13 protein-coding genes are annotated in these 18,023 nt (G+C 70.1%); 8 read left to right on the forward strand and 5 right to left on the reverse strand.

The genetic code is table 11. From position 1 onward, the window contains the following. Positions 1–10 precede the first annotated feature (10 nt). The 4 genes from QRX60_RS11950 to QRX60_RS11965 all read right to left on the reverse strand — a co-directional run bounded on the left by QRX60_RS11950 (position 11) and on the right by QRX60_RS11965 (position 8,493). Entirely contained in the window at positions 11–2,056 is a 2,046-nt protein-coding gene (locus QRX60_RS11950; protein ID WP_286000839.1) for a transglycosylase domain-containing protein, read from the reverse strand. A gap of 659 nt (positions 2,057–2,715) precedes the next feature. After that, entirely contained in the window at positions 2,716–4,974 is a 2,259-nt protein-coding gene (locus QRX60_RS11955; protein WP_286003565.1) for a transglycosylase domain-containing protein, read from the reverse strand. Positions 4,975–5,292: 318 nt separating this feature from the next. Next, a complete protein-coding gene (locus QRX60_RS11960) occupies positions 5,293–7,761 on the reverse strand; it encodes a transglycosylase domain-containing protein (protein WP_408630227.1) in 2,469 nt (822 codons plus the stop codon). Positions 7,762–8,076: 315 nt separating this feature from the next. Beyond that, positions 8,077–8,493 (reverse strand): DUF5318 domain-containing protein, encoded by a 417-nt coding sequence (locus tag QRX60_RS11965; protein WP_286000841.1) that lies wholly within the window; start codon positions 8,491–8,493, stop codon positions 8,077–8,079. 245 nt (positions 8,494–8,738) lie between these two features. On the opposite strand from QRX60_RS11965, the gene QRX60_RS11970 reads away from it, so the two are divergent. The 4 genes from QRX60_RS11970 to QRX60_RS11985 all read left to right on the forward strand — a co-directional run bounded on the left by QRX60_RS11970 (position 8,739) and on the right by QRX60_RS11985 (position 11,804). After that, complete coding sequence (locus QRX60_RS11970; protein WP_086679623.1) at positions 8,739–9,284, forward strand: PadR family transcriptional regulator; 546 nt, start codon at positions 8,739–8,741, stop codon at positions 9,282–9,284. A 71-nt stretch (positions 9,285–9,355) separates the two neighbouring features. Continuing rightward, entirely contained in the window at positions 9,356–10,444 is a 1,089-nt protein-coding gene (locus QRX60_RS11975; protein WP_286000842.1) for an inositol-3-phosphate synthase, read from the forward strand. A 119-nt stretch (positions 10,445–10,563) separates the two neighbouring features. Beyond that, entirely contained in the window at positions 10,564–11,094 is a 531-nt protein-coding gene (locus QRX60_RS11980) for an RNA polymerase sigma factor (RefSeq protein WP_286000843.1), read from the forward strand. Then, positions 11,091–11,804, forward strand: coding sequence for a hypothetical protein (locus tag QRX60_RS11985; protein WP_286000844.1), 714 nt, complete (start codon positions 11,091–11,093; stop codon positions 11,802–11,804). Before QRX60_RS11980 ends, QRX60_RS11985 begins: the two co-directional genes overlap by 4 nt. On the opposite strand, the gene QRX60_RS11990 is transcribed toward QRX60_RS11985, so the two are convergent. Then, the gene (locus tag QRX60_RS11990) at positions 11,797–12,435 is read right to left on the reverse strand and encodes an HAD family hydrolase (RefSeq protein ID WP_286000845.1); all 639 of its coding nucleotides are present in this window, start codon (positions 12,433–12,435) and stop codon (positions 11,797–11,799) included. The genes QRX60_RS11985 and QRX60_RS11990 overlap by 8 nt on opposite strands. Positions 12,436–12,502: 67 nt before the next feature. On the opposite strand from QRX60_RS11990, the gene QRX60_RS11995 reads away from it, so the two are divergent. The 4 genes from QRX60_RS11995 to QRX60_RS12010 all read left to right on the forward strand — a co-directional run bounded on the left by QRX60_RS11995 (position 12,503) and on the right by QRX60_RS12010 (position 18,014). Then, a complete protein-coding gene (locus QRX60_RS11995) occupies positions 12,503–12,961 on the forward strand; it encodes a MarR family winged helix-turn-helix transcriptional regulator (protein WP_286000846.1) in 459 nt (152 codons plus the stop codon). Beyond that, positions 12,951–14,168 carry an MFS transporter gene (locus tag QRX60_RS12000; RefSeq protein ID WP_286000847.1) on the forward strand — a complete coding sequence of 406 codons (1,218 nt, stop codon included), beginning with the start codon at positions 12,951–12,953 and terminating at the stop codon, positions 14,166–14,168. The genes QRX60_RS11995 and QRX60_RS12000 overlap by 11 nt, the downstream gene beginning before the upstream one ends. Before the next feature lie 108 nt (positions 14,169–14,276). Next, positions 14,277–16,334, forward strand: a complete 2,058-nt coding sequence (locus tag QRX60_RS12005; RefSeq protein ID WP_286000848.1) for a PhoX family protein — start codon at positions 14,277–14,279, stop codon at positions 16,332–16,334. Positions 16,335–16,421: 87 nt separating this feature from the next. Further along, a complete protein-coding gene (locus tag QRX60_RS12010; RefSeq protein WP_286000849.1) occupies positions 16,422–18,014 on the forward strand; it encodes a DUF7850 domain-containing protein in 1,593 nt (530 codons plus the stop codon). Positions 18,015–18,023 lie beyond the last annotated feature (9 nt).

Below are 18,023 nucleotides of genomic sequence, written 5' to 3' on the forward strand. Positions count from 1 at the left end.
AGGTGGACGATCAGCCACCCGGGTTCGGATCCGGCGTGCCGCTCGGCACGGAGACCCCACCGTTCTGTCCGCCGTTCCCGTTCCCGTTGCCGTTCCGTCCCCGCTGCCGGTTCTGCAGCTCCTGCAGCCGCTGCTGGAACTGGCGGAACTGCTCGAGCTGGTCGGCCTGCTGCCGGTTCCCGGGCTGCCGCTGGTCGCGCTGGTCCGGCTGGTTCTGCTGTTGCTGAGGCTGCTGGACCTGCACCTGCACCCGGTCCTGCGGCGAGCTGATCGCCGCCACGCGGTCGAAGCGTTCGCCCGGCTTGCCCGAGAGGTACAGCTGCATGAACCGGTCCCAGATCGGCCCCGCGAGCGTCGAGCCGAACAGCGGCGCGCCGTTCGGTCCCCGCAACGCCTTGTCGCCGTCGCTGCCCACCCAGACCGCCGCGGACACCGAGGGCGTGTAGCCCACCATCCACGTCTGCGAGTTGGCGTTCGCCGCCGACGCGGGTTCGTCGTTCTGCGGGGTGTGCTGCTGAGTGCCGGTCTTGCCGGCGCACTCGTGGCCGGCCGGGCAGCTCAGCTTCGAGAATTGGATGACCGGCGCCAAGGCGGCCGTGACGTTGCCCGCAATCTGGGCGCTCTTCTGCGGGTCGTTGTCCGCGAACGCGTCCGCCGAACGGTCCTTGGCTTCGTACGCGGTTTCGCCGTTGGCGTTGGTCACCTTCTGCACGAAGTGGCGGTCGCGCTGGACGCCGTTCGCCGCGAACGTCGCGTACCCCGACGCCATGTCCGCCGCCGTCACCTGGGTTCCGCCGCCGCCGATGGAGATGTTGTTGTCGCCGGTGAAGAGCTTGCTGCGGCCGCCGTTGTCCGACGTCCGGATCCCCGCTTCCTGCGCCGCTTCCGCGACGCCGGACGGCTTCGTGACGTTCAGGACCATGTCGTAGAACACCGTGTTCGTGGACCGCTGCATCGCTTCGGCGACCGTGCACTGCTGCGAGCAGCTGCTGCTGTCGCCCGCGTTGCGGATCGGCAGGTCGACGCCGGGGAACGTGCGGGGTGACGTGCCGTCGAACCGCGCGTCGAGGCCGCGGCCGAGCTTGAGGAACGCCGCCAGGTCGAACGGCTTCATCGACGAACCCGGGTTGTGCGGCTCGTCGGCCCAGTCGCGGCCGGCCTGGTCCTCGCCGTTCGGGCCCTTCACGATCGCGTCGCCGCCGTAGTAAGCGAGCACGCCGCCGGACTTCGGGTCGACCGCCACCAGGGCGTTGAGGATCCGGTCGTCGGTCTGGTCGGCCATCCCCTCGGCCACGGCCTTCTCGGCCGACTGCTGGGCCTGCGGGTCGATGGTGGTGAACACCTGGAACCCGCCCGAGTAGTACTGCTTCTCGTCGATGCCCTGCGCGGCCAGCTCGGCCTTGACCTGCTTCTTGATGAACGGGTTCAGCGCGCCCGCCTCCCGGCTCTCCCGCAGCGGGATCGGCGTCGGGAACTTCGCCGCCGCGCGCTGGGCCTGCGTCAGGTAGCCGTTCTTCAGCATCCGGTCCAGCGCGGTGTTCCACCGGCTCGTCGCGACGGCGGTGTTCTCCGAGCGGCCCGGCTGCTGGATCAGCCCGGCCAGCAGCGCGGACTGCGAGTAGTCGAGCTGCCCGACGTCCTTGCCGAAGTAGGCCTGCGCGGCGGCCTGGATCCCGTAGGCGCCGCGGCCGAAGTAGATGATGTTGAGGTAGGCGGTGATGATGTCCGCCTTCTCGTAGGTCTGGTTCATCTTGAACGACTTCGCGAGCTCGACCCACTTGCGCGCCAGGGTCGGGTCGTCGTCGCCGGAGGCGTTCTTGATGTACTGCTGCGAAATCGTCGACCCGCCGCCGGACCCGCCGGTGACCTGGTTGTACGCCGCCCGCAGGATGCCGCCGACGTCGAAGCCCGAGTTGGTCTCGAACGAGGCGTCCTCGGTCGCGATCACGGCCTTCTTGACGACGTCCGGGATCTGGTTCGCCGCCAGGATCTGCCGGTTGCCGCCGGTGGGCACGTCCTTGCCCATCTCGGTGCCGTCGCTATACAGGTAGGTCACGGCCTGGCCCTGCGCCTGCGCGACCGTCTCCGGTGACGGGACGTCGACGGCCAGGTAGGTGATCAGGAACCCGATCGCGGGGACGGCGAAGAACAGCCCGGCGGCCACGTAGGCGATCCGCCGGACTCGCCGCCAGCGCCGTTTCCGCAGGTCCCCGTCGGTGAGCGGACGCGGCCGGCGCGGCGGCTGGCCGGGCCGCGGCCGCAGGATCGGCACGGTCGGCGGATCGTCCGGTTCGGTGCCGTTGTGGGCGTGGTGGGTGATCAGCTCCGGCTCGGTGCCCAGCAGGCCGGCGCGGGGCACCGGCCTCCGCGCACGACGACGACGTGGGTCGGGCCGCCGGCCGGGTGACGTGCGGTCGTTGTTCACGGGCCGTCCTCCACGGTGGGCTGCGGACGCAGTCCTCTCGAAGGGACACGGACCGCGGCCCACCGTGGTTCACCCGGGACGGCGGCCTGGCCCTGCGCGCCAAAGTGGCGCCGGGTGCATCGGACCGGGATCTGCCGAGCGTCGTGGCGGCTGGTCCGGCGACATGAATGACTCATTCATGTCGCCGGACGAGGTGAATGGGTCATTCACGGCATCGCGGCCGGGGCTGCACGGGCTGGGCTTTCATGGCGCAGGTTCCAGCCGCCTCGAACGTCGAACAACTCGCGACACTAGGTGCCCGGAACGCCGGTGTCGCTCGGCGTCTCCTTCGGGGTCGACGACCCCTTCGTGTGCTTCGGCGTGCTCTCCTGCGACGACGACTGGTCGTGGCCGTGCCCGTTGTTGTCGCCGCCGTTGCCGCCCTGGTCGCCGTTGTCCGTGTTCTCGTCCGTCGGGGTCGCGTCCGTCGTCGTGGCGACGTCGGAGGACGGCGGGGCCACCTCGCCGCCGATGCGGTCGACCTTGTCGAACCGCTCGCCCGGCTTGCCCGTCAGGTACAGCGACAGGAACTTCTGCCACATCGGGCCGGCGATGGTCGAGCCGTAGATCGGCGAGTTGTTCTTGCCGTGCAGCGGCTTGTTGCCGTCGCCGCCGACCCAGGCCGCCACCGAGACCGACGGCGTGTACCCGACCATCCACGTCTGCGAGTTCGCGTTCGCCGCCCACGACGGCTCACCCGCGACCTTCGTGTGCTGCTGCGTCCCCGTCTTGCCGGCGCACTCGTGGCCGTTCGGGCACTTCAGGTGCGAGAACCCGATCACCGGCTTCAGCGCCTCGGTCACGTTCCCGGCGATCTGGCGGCTCTTGTCCGAGTCGCTGTCGAACGCGGACTTCGCGTCGGTCGACGCCTCGTACGCGACCTCGTTCTGCGAGTTGGTCACCTTCTGCACGAAGTGGCGGCCGCGCTGCTGGCCGTTCGCCGCGAACGTCGCGTACGCCGAAGCCATGTCCAGCGGGGTGATCTGGGTTTCGCCACCGCCGAGGGAGATGTTGTTGTCCTTGGTGGAGATGATCGACTGGCCGCCGTCGTCGTTCTTGGTCTTCACGCCGGCTTCCCGCGCCGCGTCCTTGACCGGTTGCTGGTGGGTCTGGTTGAGGACCATGTCGTAGAACACCGTGTTCGCCGAGCGCTCCATCGCCTCGGCGACGGTGCACTGCTGCGAGCAGCTGCTGCCCGGGCCCGCGTTGCGCACGACGCGGCCGTCGAAGGTGCGGTTGTTGGAGCCGTCGAACGTCGCGTCGAGGCCCTTGCCCATCTTGAGGAACGCCGTGAGGTCGAACGGCTTCATCGACGAACCCGGGTTCTGCGGCGTGTTGGCCCAGTCGCGCCCGGCCTGGTCCTGCCCGTTGACCTGCACGATCGGCTTGCCGCCGTAGTAGGCGAGCACCCCGCCGGTCTTCGGGTCGACGGCGACGAGCGCGTTGAGCAGGTTGTCGTCCACCTGGCCTTCGAGCGCTTCGGTGGCGGCCTTCTCCGCCGCTTCCTGCGCCTTCGGGTCGATCGTGGTCTGCACCTGGAACCCGCCGGAGTAGTAGCGGTCTTCCGGGATGTCGTGCGCGGCCAGCTCGTCCTTCACCTGCTGGACGACGAACGCGGGCGGCGCGCCGGCCTGCTGCTTGCTGTCTTCCAGCGGGATCGGCGTCGGGAACTGCGCCGCCGCGCGGTCGGCCGCGGAGATGTAGTTGTTCTTCAGCATCCGGTCGAGAGCCGTGTTCCAGCGGTCGTGCGCGACCTTGTCGTTCTCCGACCGGCCCGGCTGCTGGATCAGCCCGGCGAGCAGCGCCGCCTCCGAGAAGCTCAGGTCCTTCGCTTCCTTGTGGAAGAAGGCCTGCGACGCCGCGCCGACCCCGTACGCCCCGCGCCCGAAGTAGATGATGTTCAGGTACGCGGTGATGATGTCCTTCTTCTCGTACGTCTGGTTCATCTTGAAGGACTTGGCCAGCTCGGTCCACTTGCGCGTCAGCGTGGGCGCGTCGTTGTCGGTGGCCTTCTTGATGTACTGCTGCGAGATCGTCGAACCACCGCCGGTACCGCCGGTGGCCTGGTTGTACACCGCGCGCAGCAGGCCGCCGACGTCGAAGCCGGAGTTGGTCTCGAACGAGTCGTCCTCGGTCGCGATCGCCGCGTGCTTCATGACGTCGGGGATCTGTTCCGGGGTCAGCAGCACGCGGTTGCCGCCGCGCGGGACGTCCTTCCCCATCGGCGAGCCGTCGGAGTAGAGGTAGGTGACCGCCTGGCTCTGGTTCTGCGCGACCTCGGTCGGCGACGGCACGTCGACCAGGAAGTACGTGATGACGAACGCGATCGCGGGCAGCACGAGGAACACCCCGACGAAGCCGTAGGCGACCCGCCGGATGATCTTCCAGCGCCTCTTCTTGCGCTGCTCCGGCGTGAGGACCGGCTTGCCGTCGGCATCCGGCTGGACGTCGTCGTAGCCGTCGGGCTCTTCGTAGGAGTGGTGCGTCATCAGCTCGGGGCCGCCGCTCATCGGCGGCGGCTCGGGCCGGTACCCGTGTGGCGGTTGCTGCTGCGGGCGCGGCCGGCCGGGCGGCGGGGGCACGGGGCCGCGCGGGCCCTGGCCGTGCGGACCCTGGGGTGCGCGACGGCGCGGATCGGGACCCTGGCCGGGCCAGGAGCGGGATCGATCGTCGGGCACGGGGCGGTCCTCCACTGTCAGCGGGGCGGCGACGGCCGCCACCCCCTCTTGGAAGGGACGCGCGTGACGCGGCGGGGTTGCCGAAACGATCTTCCCGAAACGGTTCAGGGCCCCCCGCGCGTGCGCGGAGGGCCCTGGAGGAGGACGGTGCTAGCCGGGCCCGGAGCCCGGTGGCGCAGCGATTCCGCCACCACCACCGAACGTGTTGCCGTCACCGGGGTTGAGGGTCGTGATCGGCGGTCCCGGCCGGGTCCGGGTCTTCGTCGGCGTGCTCGTGTCCGTGTTCTGCGGGTCCGTGGACTCGGTGGTCGGCGTGGTCGTCGGCGTCTCGGTGGTGCTCGGGGTGTCCGGCGGCTTCGGCTGCGTGCTCGTCACCTCGTTGACGTCCTTGCCGATCGGCGCGACCTTGTCGAACTTCTCCGCCGGCTTGCCCTTGAGGTAGAGGTTCATGAAGTTCTGCCACGTCGGACCGGCGATGGTCGCACCGAAGATCGGCCTGTTCTTCGGGTCGTGCAGCGGCTTGTTGCCGTCGCCGCCGACCCAGACCGCAGCCGACACGGACGGCGTGTAGCCCACCATCCAGGTCTGCGCGTTGCGGTCGCCGTAAGCCTTCGGGTCGTCGGCCTTCGCCGTGTACTGCTGCGTACCGGTCTTGCCCGCGCACTCGTGGCCGCTCGGGCACTTCAGGTTCGAGTGGTTGATGACCGGCACCAGCGCCTCGGTGACGTTGCCCGCGATCTGCTGGCTCTTCGCCGCGTCGTCGTCGAACGCCGGGTTGGTCTTGATGTTGTTCTCGTCGAACTCGACCTCGTCCTGGGCGTTCGTCAGCTTCGCGACGAAGTGCTGCTCGTGGTACGCGCCGCCGCTGGCGAACGACGCGTACGCGGCCGCCATGTCCTCCGGCGTCACGGCCGTGCCACCACCACCGAGCGAGATGTTGTTGTCGTCGGTGTAGAGGACGCTCTTGCCGTTCGGCGCCACCTTGACGCCGGCTTCCTTCGCCGCTTCCGCGACCCGCGACGGCTTCGTCACGTTCAGCACCATGTCGTAGAACACGGTGTTCGCCGAGATCTCCATCGCCTTCGCGACGGTGCAGTCCTTGCCGCAGCTCGCGCTGTCACCCGCGTTCCGGACCGTGCGGCCGCCGAGCACCCGGTTGTTCGAGCCGTCGAACGTCTCGCCGAGGCCCTTGCCCATCTTGAGGAACGCCGTGAGGTCGAACGCCTTCACCGACGAACCCGGGTTCCTCGCCTGGTTGGCTCGGTCCTGGCCGACCTGGTCCTTGCCGTTGGCGTCCTTCACGATCTCGGGCCCGCCGTAGTAGGCGATGACCCCGCCGGTCTTCGGGTTGACCGCGACGAGCGCGTTCAGCAGGTTCTCGTCGGTCTGGCCCTTCATGCCGTCGGCGGCGGCCTTCTCCGCGGCGTCCTGGGCCGCGGGGTCGATCGTGGTGTAGATCTTGGCGCCGCTGGAGAACAGCTTGCTCTCGTCGTAGCCCCTCGCCGCCAGCTCGTCCTTGATCCGCTGCTGGACCTGGTAGGTGAGCTTGCCCGAGTTCTGCTCCTTGTTGGCGTTCTTCGGGATCGGCGTCGGGTACTGGGCCGTGGCGCGCTCGTCCTGGCGGAGCCACTTGTTGGCGACCATCTGGTCGAGCACGTAGGCCCAGCGCTTCTGGGCGTACGCCTGGTTTTCCGAGCGGCCCGGCCCCTGGATCAGGCCGGCCAGCAGCGCCGCTTCGGACGCGCTGAGGTCCTTGGCGTCCTTGTTGAAGTAGGCCTTCGCGGCCGCCTGGATGCCGTTCGCCCCGCGTCCGAAGTAGACGATGTTCAGGTAGGAAGTGATGATCTCTTCCTTGGACTCCTGGTTGTTCATCTTGAACGACTTGGCCAGCTCGGTCCACTTGCGGGTCAGCGTCGGGGCGTCGTTCTGCGTCGCCTGCTTGATGTACTGCTGGGAGATGGTCGAACCACCGCCCTGGCCGCCGGAGACCTGGTTCCAGACCGCGCGCAGGATGCCGGTGACGTCGAAGCCCGAGTTGGTCTCGAACGTCGCGTCCTCCGCCGAGTACACGGCGTGCTTGACGACCTCGGGCACCTCGCCCGGCTTGAGCAGCTGGCGGTCGCCGCCCGGCGGCAGCTCGCGGCCCATCACCTGGCCGCTGGCGTCGTAGTAGGTGATCGGCTGGTTCTGCAGCGACTTGATGCTCTCCGGCGTCGGCACGTCGACCAGGAAGTAGGTGATGACGAACGCGATCGCGGGGACGACGAAGAACACGCCGACACAGGCGTACGCCACCCGCCGGATGATCTTCCAGCGGCGCTTCTTGCGCTGCGCCGGCGTCAGGACCTTCTTGCCCTTTTCGTCGAGCTCGTCCTGGGGCTCGACGTCGTCGGCGAACTCGTTGAACGCGGCGTCGTCGTCGTAACCGTCGTCGTACGGGTCACGCCCGAAGTCGTCGGTGCCGTTGTGCGCGTGGTGGGTGATCAGGTCCGGTTCGCGCCCCGGGGGCGGCACCGGCCGCCCGCCGCGCGGCTGGCGGAAGCCTTCCGGCGGCGAAGCGGGCGGACCCTGCGGCGGGCGCTGGCCCGGCGGTGGCGGGGCCGGCCGCCGCGCGGGCATGCCCTGCTGGCGGGGTCGCCGCGGCGGCTCTTCGCCGGGCCACTGGGGGCCGCCTTCGTCGCCGGACGGCCACTCGGGCGATCCGCCGCCGCGCAGGTTGCCCCGGGGCTGCGTGCCGCGCTGCGCCGAATCACCGCGTGGCCGGCGGGGGGCTTCTTCGCCGGGCCAGGCGGGGCCGGGGTCTTCTCCCGGCCATGGGCCCGACTGGGCACGGCGAGGTGCATCTGGCTCCTGGCCGGGCCAGGAGCGGTTGCGATCGTCGTTCACGAATGGGCCTCCCAGACCGGCGCCCGGTAGTGCGCCGTTCTGCGCTCTTCAGCGGTTGTGATCCAGCTCACCGGCCTGCGGTCCTTCGCGGACCGTCGGCCGGTTCCCCGTGCCGAGGACGTACGACCGGACCAGGTGGTTCCAGTGGCACGCCCGGCACACTTCGACGTCGTACACGGTGAACTCGGCGAACAGGCCGGCCATCCTGGCCAGCTCTTCGGGGGTCCTCGCCGAGCCCGCGACGTGCTTGAGTTCGTCACCGTAGACCCAGGACACCAGGGTCAACGGTTCCTGGCGGCAGATCGGGCAGGCCTGGTCACCGGCCCGGCCGTGGAACTTCGCCGCCCGCAGCAGGTACGGGCTCGCGTCGCAGGCTTCGTAGCCGCCGACGCGCCCGGAGCGGACTTCGGCGAGCAGCGCACGGCGCTGCAACGCGTAGTCCACGACCTGCCGCTGGTTAATCACCAGGACAGAGTACGGGCTCTTCCTGTGTCGTCCACGCCCCCTAGCGCGACCGGTGACAGGTCCGGACGGGACACGCCGGACGTTCGATAACTCTCCGGTGAATTTCGCCCACTCCAGAGTGAGTGCGCCCGTTAGCTTCGCCACTTCGATGTATCGGCGCGATATACTGGCTGAGTAGGTTGGATCGAGGCGATCATTCGGAGCAACGCCGATCTCCTCGGTTTGTTCCCGAAAGGGGGTGCGGCGTGCTGGAGTTCGCGATCCTGGGCCTTCTGCACGAAGCGCCCATGCACGGGTACGTGCTGCGCAAGCGGCTGCACGAGACGCTCGGCACGTTCCGGACGTTCTCCTACGGCTCGCTGTACCCGACCCTGCGGAAGCTGCTGCGGGCCGGGTACCTGGTCGAAGAACTGGACGAGGCCGACGACCGGGCGTGGTCGCGGCGCGGACGGCGGGTCTACAAGCTCACCGCGGAGGGCAAGGAGCGCTTCGGTGAGCTGCTCGGCGACGCCGGGCCGCAGACCTGGGACGACGAGGGATTCGGCGTCCACCTGGCCTTCTTCTCGCGAACCCCGGCCGACGTGCGGATGCGGATCCTCGAGGGCCGCCGCCGCCGCGTCGAAGAACGCCGTGAGGGTATGCGGGCGGCGCTGGCGAGGGCCGAGGAGAAGATCGATCGCTACACCCGCGAGCTGCACCGGCTGGGGCTGGAGACCAGCGAGCGGGAGGTGCGCTGGCTCAACGAGCTGATCGCGCACGAACAAGCCGAGCGGCAGGGTCCGGAGACCTGAGCCGCCCGGCCGGGCCGCAGCGTCGCGGCACCAGACCTACTGAACAGACACGGATTGAAGGAGAAACCCCCATGGGCGAGAACCGCCGCGTTCGGGTGGCCATCGTGGGCGTCGGCAACTGCGCGGCGTCGCTGGTCCAGGGTGTCCAGTACTACCGCGAAGCCGACCCCGCCACGCGGGTCCCGGGTCTGATGCACGTCGACTTCGGCGGCTACCACGTCCGCGACATCGAGTTCGTCGCCGCGTTCGACGTGGACGCCAAGAAGGTCAGCCGTGACCTGTCGGAGGCGATCTTCGCCTCCGAGAACAACACCATCAAGATCGCCGACGTGCCGCCGCTCGGCGTCACCGTCCAGCGTGGCCACACCCACGACGGGCTCGGCCGCTTCTACCGCGAGACGATCGAGGAGTCCGACGAGACCCCGGTCGACGTCGTCGCCGCGCTGCGCGAGGCTGAGGCCGACGTGCTCGTCTCGTACCTGCCGGTGGGCTCCGAGGTGGCCGACAAGTTCTACGCCCAGGCCGCGATCGACGCCGGCGTGGCGTTCGTCAACGCGCTGCCGGTGTTCATCGCCTCCGACCCGGAGTGGGCCGCGAAGTTCACCGAGGCCGGCGTGCCGATCGTCGGCGACGACATCAAGTCCCAGGTCGGTGCCACCATCACGCACCGCGTCCTGGCGAAGCTGTTCGAGGACCGCGGCGTCCAGCTCGACCGGACGATGCAGCTCAACGTGGGCGGGAACATGGACTTCCTGAACATGAAGGAGCTGGAGCGCCTCGAGTCGAAGAAGATCTCGAAGACCCAGTCCGTCACCTCGCAGGTCGACCGCGACCTAGGCAAGGGCAACGTCCACATCGGACCGTCGGACTACGTGCAGTGGCTCGACGACCGCAAGTGGGCCTACGTCCGGCTCGAGGGCCGCGCGTTCGGCGACGTGCCGCTGAACCTGGAGTACAAGCTCGAGGTGTGGGACTCGCCGAACTCGGCGGGCATCATCATCGACGCCGTCCGCGCCGCGAAGATCGCGCTCGACCGCGGCATCGGCGGCCCGATCCTGTCGGCCTCCTCCTACTTCATGAAGTCGCCGCCGGAGCAGTACGACGACTCGACCGCGCGCGACGCCGTCGACAAGTTCATCCGCGGCGAGGTCGAGCGGTAGCCTCCCCGATCGCAGGTCCGTGAAGGCCTCCTTACCGGCGGTAGATGCCGGTAAGGAGGCCTTCACGGCTTTTCGTGTGGTGCACTAAACCGGTGGGGCGGGGTGTGCGTTGGCGGGGTGTGAGTGCGAGCGTGGGCGAGAGCGCGCCGGGGGACCTGGGCGCGCCGACGTTCCACGACCTGTTCCGGGAGTACTTCGCCCAGATGACTCGGCTGGCGCACCTGCTCGGCGCGGACGACGCGGAGAACGTCGCGCAGGAGGCCTTCGTCAAGCTCCACCAGCGCTGGGACACCCTGTCCGACCACACGCGCGTGGTCGGCTACCTCCGCACGACCGTGGTGAACATGTCGCGGTCGCGGACGCGGCACCTGCGGGTCGTCCGGCGGACGCCGCAGGACCGCCCGCCGGACGAGCTGTCGGCCGAGGTCAGGGCGGTGGCCAACTGGGAGCACGAGCGGCTGCGCGGGGTGCTGGAGAAGCTTTCCCGGCGACAACGCGAGGTTCTCGTGCTGAGGTACTGGCTGGACCTGAGCACGGCGGGCATCGCGGAGACGCTGGGCATCTCACCGGGCACGGTCAAGGCCACGACCCACCACGCGATGGAGAACCTGCGCAAGCACCTGGGGGACGAGCCGGGAGGTGAGCGATGACCGACCTCGAACGCAAGCTGGCCGAGACGCTGCGTGAGCAGGCGGGCAAGGTCACGCCCAACCTCGACGCGGCCTGGGCGGACCAGGTGCGGAGGCAGCACCGGCCACGCCGCCGCCGCGCGACCGTGTGGCTCGCCCCGCTGGCCGCGGTCCTGGTGGTGCTGACCAGCGTGCTGCTGGCGACCCAGGTGAACGACGCTCAGCCTCCCGCGCCGCCGGCCAACCCCGGCCAGGAGCTGAAGCTCGCCAAACCCGAGCACCAGCCGTTCGACCAGACCATGCTCACCCACGGTGACATGGCGATCCTCACGGAGTTCGCGGGACAGACCGATCGGTGGCGGGTGTGGGCCTACACCGGCGTGCGGTCGAATGCCACCGACCGGGAGTTGTTCTGTGTCGCGGCCATCCCCGTGGGCGCGGACCTCACCTCGGACGCTCCGCAGTACGGGACGAAATCCCCGCAGTGCATGGCGCTCCTCCCGGACGGCGGGAAGACCGTGCTGGCCGGGTACGTCGGCGAGACCGGGGGGCCGTTGCCGCCCGGCAAGGCCGTCTACCTGCTCTCCTCGACGATGGAGCAGCTGCGGCTCTACAACGCGCAGGGTGACCTGAGCCAAGGCAAACTGGTCGACCGGGTGGCTTCCTCGTACCAGGTGTTCCTGGCCGACGTCGTTCCCGGCTCGCCGCCCGTGCGCGCCGAGGTCAGCTGAGCCCGAGCGCACCCGGCAAGCCGGTGATCTTCTCCACCACCGCCGTCGCCTGCTTCAGTACTTCCGGGTCCGGCGGGAAGTGCGGGTTCGGCACCGCGTACACCGCCATCTTCGCCGCAAGCGCCGACCGCAGCCCGTTCGTCGTGTCCTCCACCGCCGCGCAATCCGACGGCGCCACGCCCAGCAGCTCGGCGGCCCGCAGGTACACGTCCGGTGCCGGCTTCCCGGCCCCGACCTGCTCGGACGACACCGCCGCGCCCACCGGCAGGCCCGTGACGTCCAGGAAGCCCTTGATCAGGATCACCGGTGACGAGCTGGCGATCGCCACCGGCCACCGCTTCGACACCTGGCGGACCACCTCCACCGCACCCGGGATCAGCGGCGGCTCCTCCGCGTAGCGCGCCGCCATGCGCTTGACCACGACGGTCGCGATCTCGGGCGGCGTGAGCCGCGCGCCCAGCTCCTCCACCAGGTAGCGGGCCCATTCCGGCGTGCTCATCCCCTGCAGCGCCCGCGTCGTCCCGTCCTGCCAGGTGCCGCCGTGCTCGGCGACGACCGCCCGGCGGATCTCGTCCCAGATCCGTTCGGAGTCCACGAGTACGCCGTCGAGGTCGAAGATCACCGCGTCCATGCCCCTGAGCGTAGCTTGTGAGAGGAGTTACTTAGCTACCCTTACTAATTTTTGTTAGCATAGCTAAGTGACTGCCCCGATCGCCGATCTCGCCCACCGGCTGCGGCCGCTGGTCTTCCGGCTGTACCACCAGGTGCGCCGTCAGACCCCGCAGCTGACGCTGACCCTCACCCAGGGCTCGGTGCTGAGCGAGCTCGTCAACGGCGGTCCCCGGCGGATGAGCGCGCTGGCCGAGTTCGAGCAGGTGAAGCTGCCGTCGATGACCGACGTCGTCAGCCGGCTCGAACGGCTCGGCCTGGCCACCCGCACGCCGGACCCTGCCGACCGGCGCGCGGTGCTCGTGGACGTCACCGACGAGGGTCGCCGCTTCTACGCCGAGACGGTCGCCGCCCGCGAAGAGTTCCTTCGCGAACGCCTGATCGCGATGGACGACACCGACCGCGCTGCGATCGAAGCCGCCCTGCCCGCCCTCGCCAAATTGCTCGTCGACACCAAGAAGGAGGCACTGATCAGCGATGAGCGCTGAACACCACTCGAGCCTGCTGGACGCCGTCAAGGGCCAGCCCAAGCAGGTGTGGATCACCGCGTTCGCCGCGGTCATCGCCTTCATGGGGATCGGCCTGGTCGACCCGATCCTGCTGTCCATCGCCAAGGGCCTGGACGCGACGCCGTCGCAGGTCACCCTGCTCTTCTCGTCGTACCTCGGCGTCCAGGTCGTCGCGATGCTGGTCACCGGCGCGGCGAGCGCCAAGTTCGGCCCCAAGCGCACGGTCCTGGTCGGGCTGACGCTGATCGTCGCCGCCACCGCGCTGTGTTCGGCCGCCGGCTCGATCGAGCAGCTCGTCGGGCTGCGCGCGGTCTGGGGCCTCGGCAACGCGTTCTTCATCGCCACGGCGCTGTCGGTGATCGTCGGCGCCGCGACCGGCGGCCAGTCCGGCGCGATCCTGCTCTACGAGGCCGCCCTCGGTGTCGGCCTGTCGGTCGGCCCGCTGCTGGGCGCGCTGCTCGGCAGCATCTCGTGGCGCGGCCCGTTCCTCGGCACCGCCGTCCTGATGGCCGGTGCGCTCGTGCTGTGCGCGGTGTTCCTGAAGAGCGACAAGCACGAGAAGCGCGAGCCGATCAAGCTGCTCGACCCGATCCGCGCGCTGAAGCACACCGGCCTGCTGCGCACCTCCGTCGCGTCGGCGCTGTACACCGCCGCGTTCTTCGCGGTGCTGGCCTGGTCGCCGTTCGTCCTCGGCTGGAACGCCATCGCCGTCGGCCTGATCTTCTGCGGCTGGGGCCTCTGCGTCGCGGTCGCCGGCGTGGCCCTCGCGCCGCGGCTGGCCGCCAAGCTCGGTGAGCGGCACGCCGCCGCGGCCGCCGTCTTCGGGTACGCCGTGCTGATGCTGGTGCTGGCCGTGCCGAGCAAGCCGGTGCTCGTCGCCGGGATCGTCGTCTCGGGACTGGTCTCCGGCCTGCTGAACACACTGTTCACCGGCACCGCGATGTCGATCAGCGACGCGCCGCGCCCAGTCGCCAGCGCGGGCTACAACTTTTGCCGCTGGCTCGGCGGCGCCGTCGCCGCGACGCTCGTCGGGCACGTCGCCGAGTGGTTCGGCTCGCCGCAGGCTCCGTTCGTCGCCTCCGCCGTGCTGTGCGTCGTCGCGGGCGGGCTGCTCTCGCTGCGGGAGAAGAAGGCGGACCCGCGCGCGGTGCCGCAGGAGGCGGTGCTCGTCGGCGAGGAGTTCTGACCCGCCGTTCGGAGCAGTAGTACACCAGCCGTTCATCTGTATGTCTGGAATGGCTGGTTTTGGAGGCTTACGGTCGGTTCGTTCCCGAACTCCCACCATGGAGGCCTCGTGCCCGACCGTCTGCTCCCGCTGCTGCCCGTCCACCCGGGCGGCCGCTCCCCGATCACCTGCGAGTACCGCTGCGGCAACGCCTGTGCCCACCCCGAGCCGAACGAGTCCGGGAACGAGTACTTCGGCGACGTCGTGAAGGACATCTCCCGCCGTGGGGCCTTCAAGGCCGGTGCCGTGATGGCCGCCGCGGCCGGCGGGTTCGCCGCGCTGTCGGGGACCGCGGCCGCCACACCCGCGCAGAAGCCGCACCCGCGGCCGGTGCCCGGCACCGACTTCGACCCGGTCCCGCCGAACAAGCTCGACGCGGTCACCGTCCCGGACGGCTACGCGCAGCGCGTCGTCATCCGCTGGGGTGACCCGGTGGTGCCGGGTGCGCCGAAGTTCGACTTCACCAAGCAGACCGCCGCCGCGCAGGCCAAGCAGTTCGGCTACAACAACGACTTCGTCGGCCTGATCCCGCAGGATCCGCTGGGCCTGACGAACCTGCTCGTCGTGAACCACGAGTACACGACCGAGGTGCACCTGTTCCCGGCCGACCAGTACGACCCGGCGAACCCGACCGAGGAGCAGGTGAAGATCGCCTGGGCCGCCCACGGCCTCTCGGTGCTGCTGACCCGCCGCGACCCGATCCACGGCGGCCTCGAGGTCGTGCCCAGCCGGTACGGCCGCCGGATCACGCTCGACACGATCTTCGAGGTGCGCGGCCCGGCCGCCGGCTCGAAGTACCTGAAGACGTCGGCCGACCCCAGCGGGCGCAAGGTCCGCGGCACGCAGAACAACTGCTCCGGCGGCGTGACGCCGTGGGGCACGGTGCTTTCCGGCGAAGAGAACATCCACCAGTACTTCGCCAACTCCGAGAAGGTGACCGACCCGGTCGAGGCCGCGCGGCTGAAGCGGTACGCCATCGGCGCCGGCACGAGCACCCGCAAGTGGGAGCGCTTCGACAAGCGCTGGGACGTCGCCCAGGAGCCGAACGAGCCGAACCGGTTCGGCTGGGTCGTCGAGATCGACCCGAACGACCCGACGTCGACGCCGGTCAAGCACACCGCGCTCGGCCGCCTCAAGCACGAGGGCGCGAACATCAAGATCACCGCCGACGGCCGCGTCGCCGCGTACTCCGGGGACGACGAGCGGTTCGAGTACATCTACAAGTTCGTCTCCAAGGGCAGGTACAAGCCGGGCAAGAGCGCGCACGCGCGTCGCCACAACTCGGCGCTGCTCGACGACGGCACCCTGTACGTCGCCCGCTTCACCGGCGACAGCCCGGGCGAGATCGACGGCACCGGCAAGCTCCCCGCCGACGGCGAGTTCGACGGCGCCGGCGAGTGGATCCCGCTGGCGAGCGGCACCAAGTCCTTTGTGGACGGATTCACCGCGGAAGAGGTCTACGTCTTCACGCGGCAGGCCGCCGACAAGGTCGCCGCGACGAAGATGGACCGGCCGGAGGACATCGAGCCGAACCCGGTCAACGGCCGGATCTACGCGGCGCTGACCAACAACTCCGACCGCGGCGCGGCGGGCAAGGCCGGCGTCGACGAGGTGAACCCGCGCGTGGCCAACAAGAACGGGCAGATCCTGGAGTGGGAGGAGGCCCGCGGCGACGCGGCGTCGACGAAGTTCTCGTGGCGGCTGCTGCTCGTCTGCGGTGATCCGGCCGCGGCCGACACCTACTACGGCGGCTTCGACAAGAGCAAGGTCAGCCCGATCTCCTGCCCGGACAACGTCACCTTCGACCGGCACGGCAACCTGTGGATCTCCACCGACGGCAACGCGCTCGGCGCGAACGACGGCCTGTTCTCGGTTCCGGTGACCGGGCCGGACCGCGGTCACGTCAAGCAGTTCCTCTCGGTGCCGGTCGGCGCCGAGACGTGCGGCCCGGTCGTCACCGACCACCTCGTGCTCGTCGCGGTCCAGCACCCGGGCGAGAACGCGGCGAGCTCGGCGAACCCGACGTCGCACTGGCCCGACGGCGGCACCGCGCAGCCGCGTCCGTCGCTCGTCTCGGTGTGGAAGAAGGGCCGCTTCGGGCGGCCCGGCCGCATCGGCGAACGCTGACGCGCCGGGCCCGTCCCGGCCGAGGTTCACTCTTAAGTGGACGGTTCTCGGCCGGTGCGGGCCCGGGTGCCACGCCATAGTCGAGGCATGGTCCGTTCGGCGCGCGTGGTGGCAGTGGTGGTGGCGGCGCTTTCGGGGACGGTCGCGCCCGCGGCCGCCGCCGATCCGCCGCCGGCCTGCGGGGGGATCGCGGGGAACCCCAGCGTCGAGAAGACGGCGGCCAACGGCGCCCCGGACGGCTACGTCTTCACTCCGGCCGCACCGGTCCCGCCCGGCACCCCCGCCGCGAAGGCGCCGAAGCTGCTGACCGAGCAGGCGTTCGCCGTGGACGGGCAGCGGTCGGCGGTGATCCAGACGCCGGACGGCAAGGCCAGCACCGCCTACTCCACCGAGAAGTTCGTGCCCGGCGGCGTGTACACGCTCAGCGTGTCGACGGGCTCGTACGCGCCGAGCGCCGGACCGGCGACGGGACTGCGCTTCTACGACGTCAACGGCGCCCAGGTCCAGGAGACCAAGCTCGTCGCGGACCACGACGCCGGCGACGGCCACCTGGCGAAGCAGGACTTCCCGGCGGCGACGGCCCCGGCGAAGGCGGCGACGGTGAAGTTCTTCGCGACGACGAGCGCCGAACGGCTGCGCTGGGACTGCGTCGGCCTGCAGCTCGCGGCGTACTCGGTGAAGAAGGAAGTGCAGAACCCGGCGACCGGCGCGTGGGGCCCGTTCGCGACGGTGACCGCGGGCGACACCGCGCACTACCGCGTCACCGTGACGAACGAAGGCACCCAGGACCTCACCGGGATCACCGTGCAGGACCCGTGGTGCCCGCCGTTCGAGGCGTTCGCGCTGGCCGCCGGCGCGACCAAGCAGCTGACCTGCGACCACCCGGACCTGACGGTGGCCGACACCGGGCACGTCAACACGGCGAAGGTGACGGGCGTGCACTACCCGGGCGGCACGCTGGGCGACAAGACGGCGTCGGCGACGATCACCGTCCTGCCGCCGCCCGCCACCGCGAAGATCGGCGACTTCGTGTGGAACGACCGCAACCGCGACGGCAGCCAGGACCCGGGCGAGCCGGGCGTCGCGGGCGTGAAGGTGACGCTGAAGGACGGGGCGGGCGGCACGGTCGGCACCGCGACCACCGACGACAAGGGCAAGTACGGCTTCGAGAAGCTGAAGGACGGCACCTACCAGGTCTGCTTCGCCGTCCCGGCGGACTTCACGGTGACCCGCAAGGACGCGGCCGCCGACGACCGCGACTCCGACGCGGACCCGGACGGCTGCACCGCCCCGCGCACCCTGGGCGGCACGGCGCGCGAGGACTTCACGGTGGACCTGGGCCTGGCCCCGCCGACGAACCGGATCGGCGACTTCGCCTGGTCGGACACCAACGGCAACGGCCTGCAGGACGCGGGCGAGCCGGGGCTGGCGGGGGTGAAGGTGACGCTGAACAACGGCACGAGCGTGGTCACCGGCCCAGATGGCGCGTATGCGTTCACCGGCCTGGAAGACGGCAGCTACCAGGTCTGCTTCACGGCCGACGGCAAGCACCCGACCGGCAAGGACGCGGGCGACGACGCGAAGGATTCGGACGCGGACCCGGCGACGGGCTGTGCGGACGCGCGGCAGCTGGGCAAGGACAAGCGCGACGACCAAACGGTCGACGTGGGGTTCGCCTAGTTACGGTGG

The sequence above is a fragment of the Amycolatopsis mongoliensis genome (genome assembly GCF_030285665.1).
Taxonomy (GTDB): Bacteria; Actinomycetota; Actinomycetes; order Mycobacteriales; family Pseudonocardiaceae; genus Amycolatopsis; species Amycolatopsis mongoliensis.

Excerpts from the sequence above, each read along its gene's own strand:
- QRX60_RS11955 (WP_286003565.1), bottom strand. The coding sequence starts at position 4,974 with ATGAGCGGCGGCCCCGAGCTGATGACGCACCACTCCTACGAAGAGCCC.
- QRX60_RS11960 (WP_408630227.1), bottom strand. The coding sequence starts at position 7,761 with ATGCCCGCGCGGCGGCCGGCCCCGCCACCGCCGGGCCAGCGCCCGCCG.
- QRX60_RS11975 (WP_286000842.1), top strand. The coding sequence starts at position 9,356 with ATGGGCGAGAACCGCCGCGTTCGGGTGGCCATCGTGGGCGTCGGCAAC.
- QRX60_RS11985 (WP_286000844.1), top strand. The coding sequence starts at position 11,091 with ATGACCGACCTCGAACGCAAGCTGGCCGAGACGCTGCGTGAGCAGGCG.
- QRX60_RS11990 (WP_286000845.1), bottom strand. The coding sequence starts at position 12,435 with ATGGACGCGGTGATCTTCGACCTCGACGGCGTACTCGTGGACTCCGAA.
- QRX60_RS12000 (WP_286000847.1), top strand. The coding sequence starts at position 12,951 with ATGAGCGCTGAACACCACTCGAGCCTGCTGGACGCCGTCAAGGGCCAG.
- QRX60_RS12010 (WP_286000849.1), top strand. The coding sequence starts at position 16,422 with ATGGTCCGTTCGGCGCGCGTGGTGGCAGTGGTGGTGGCGGCGCTTTCG.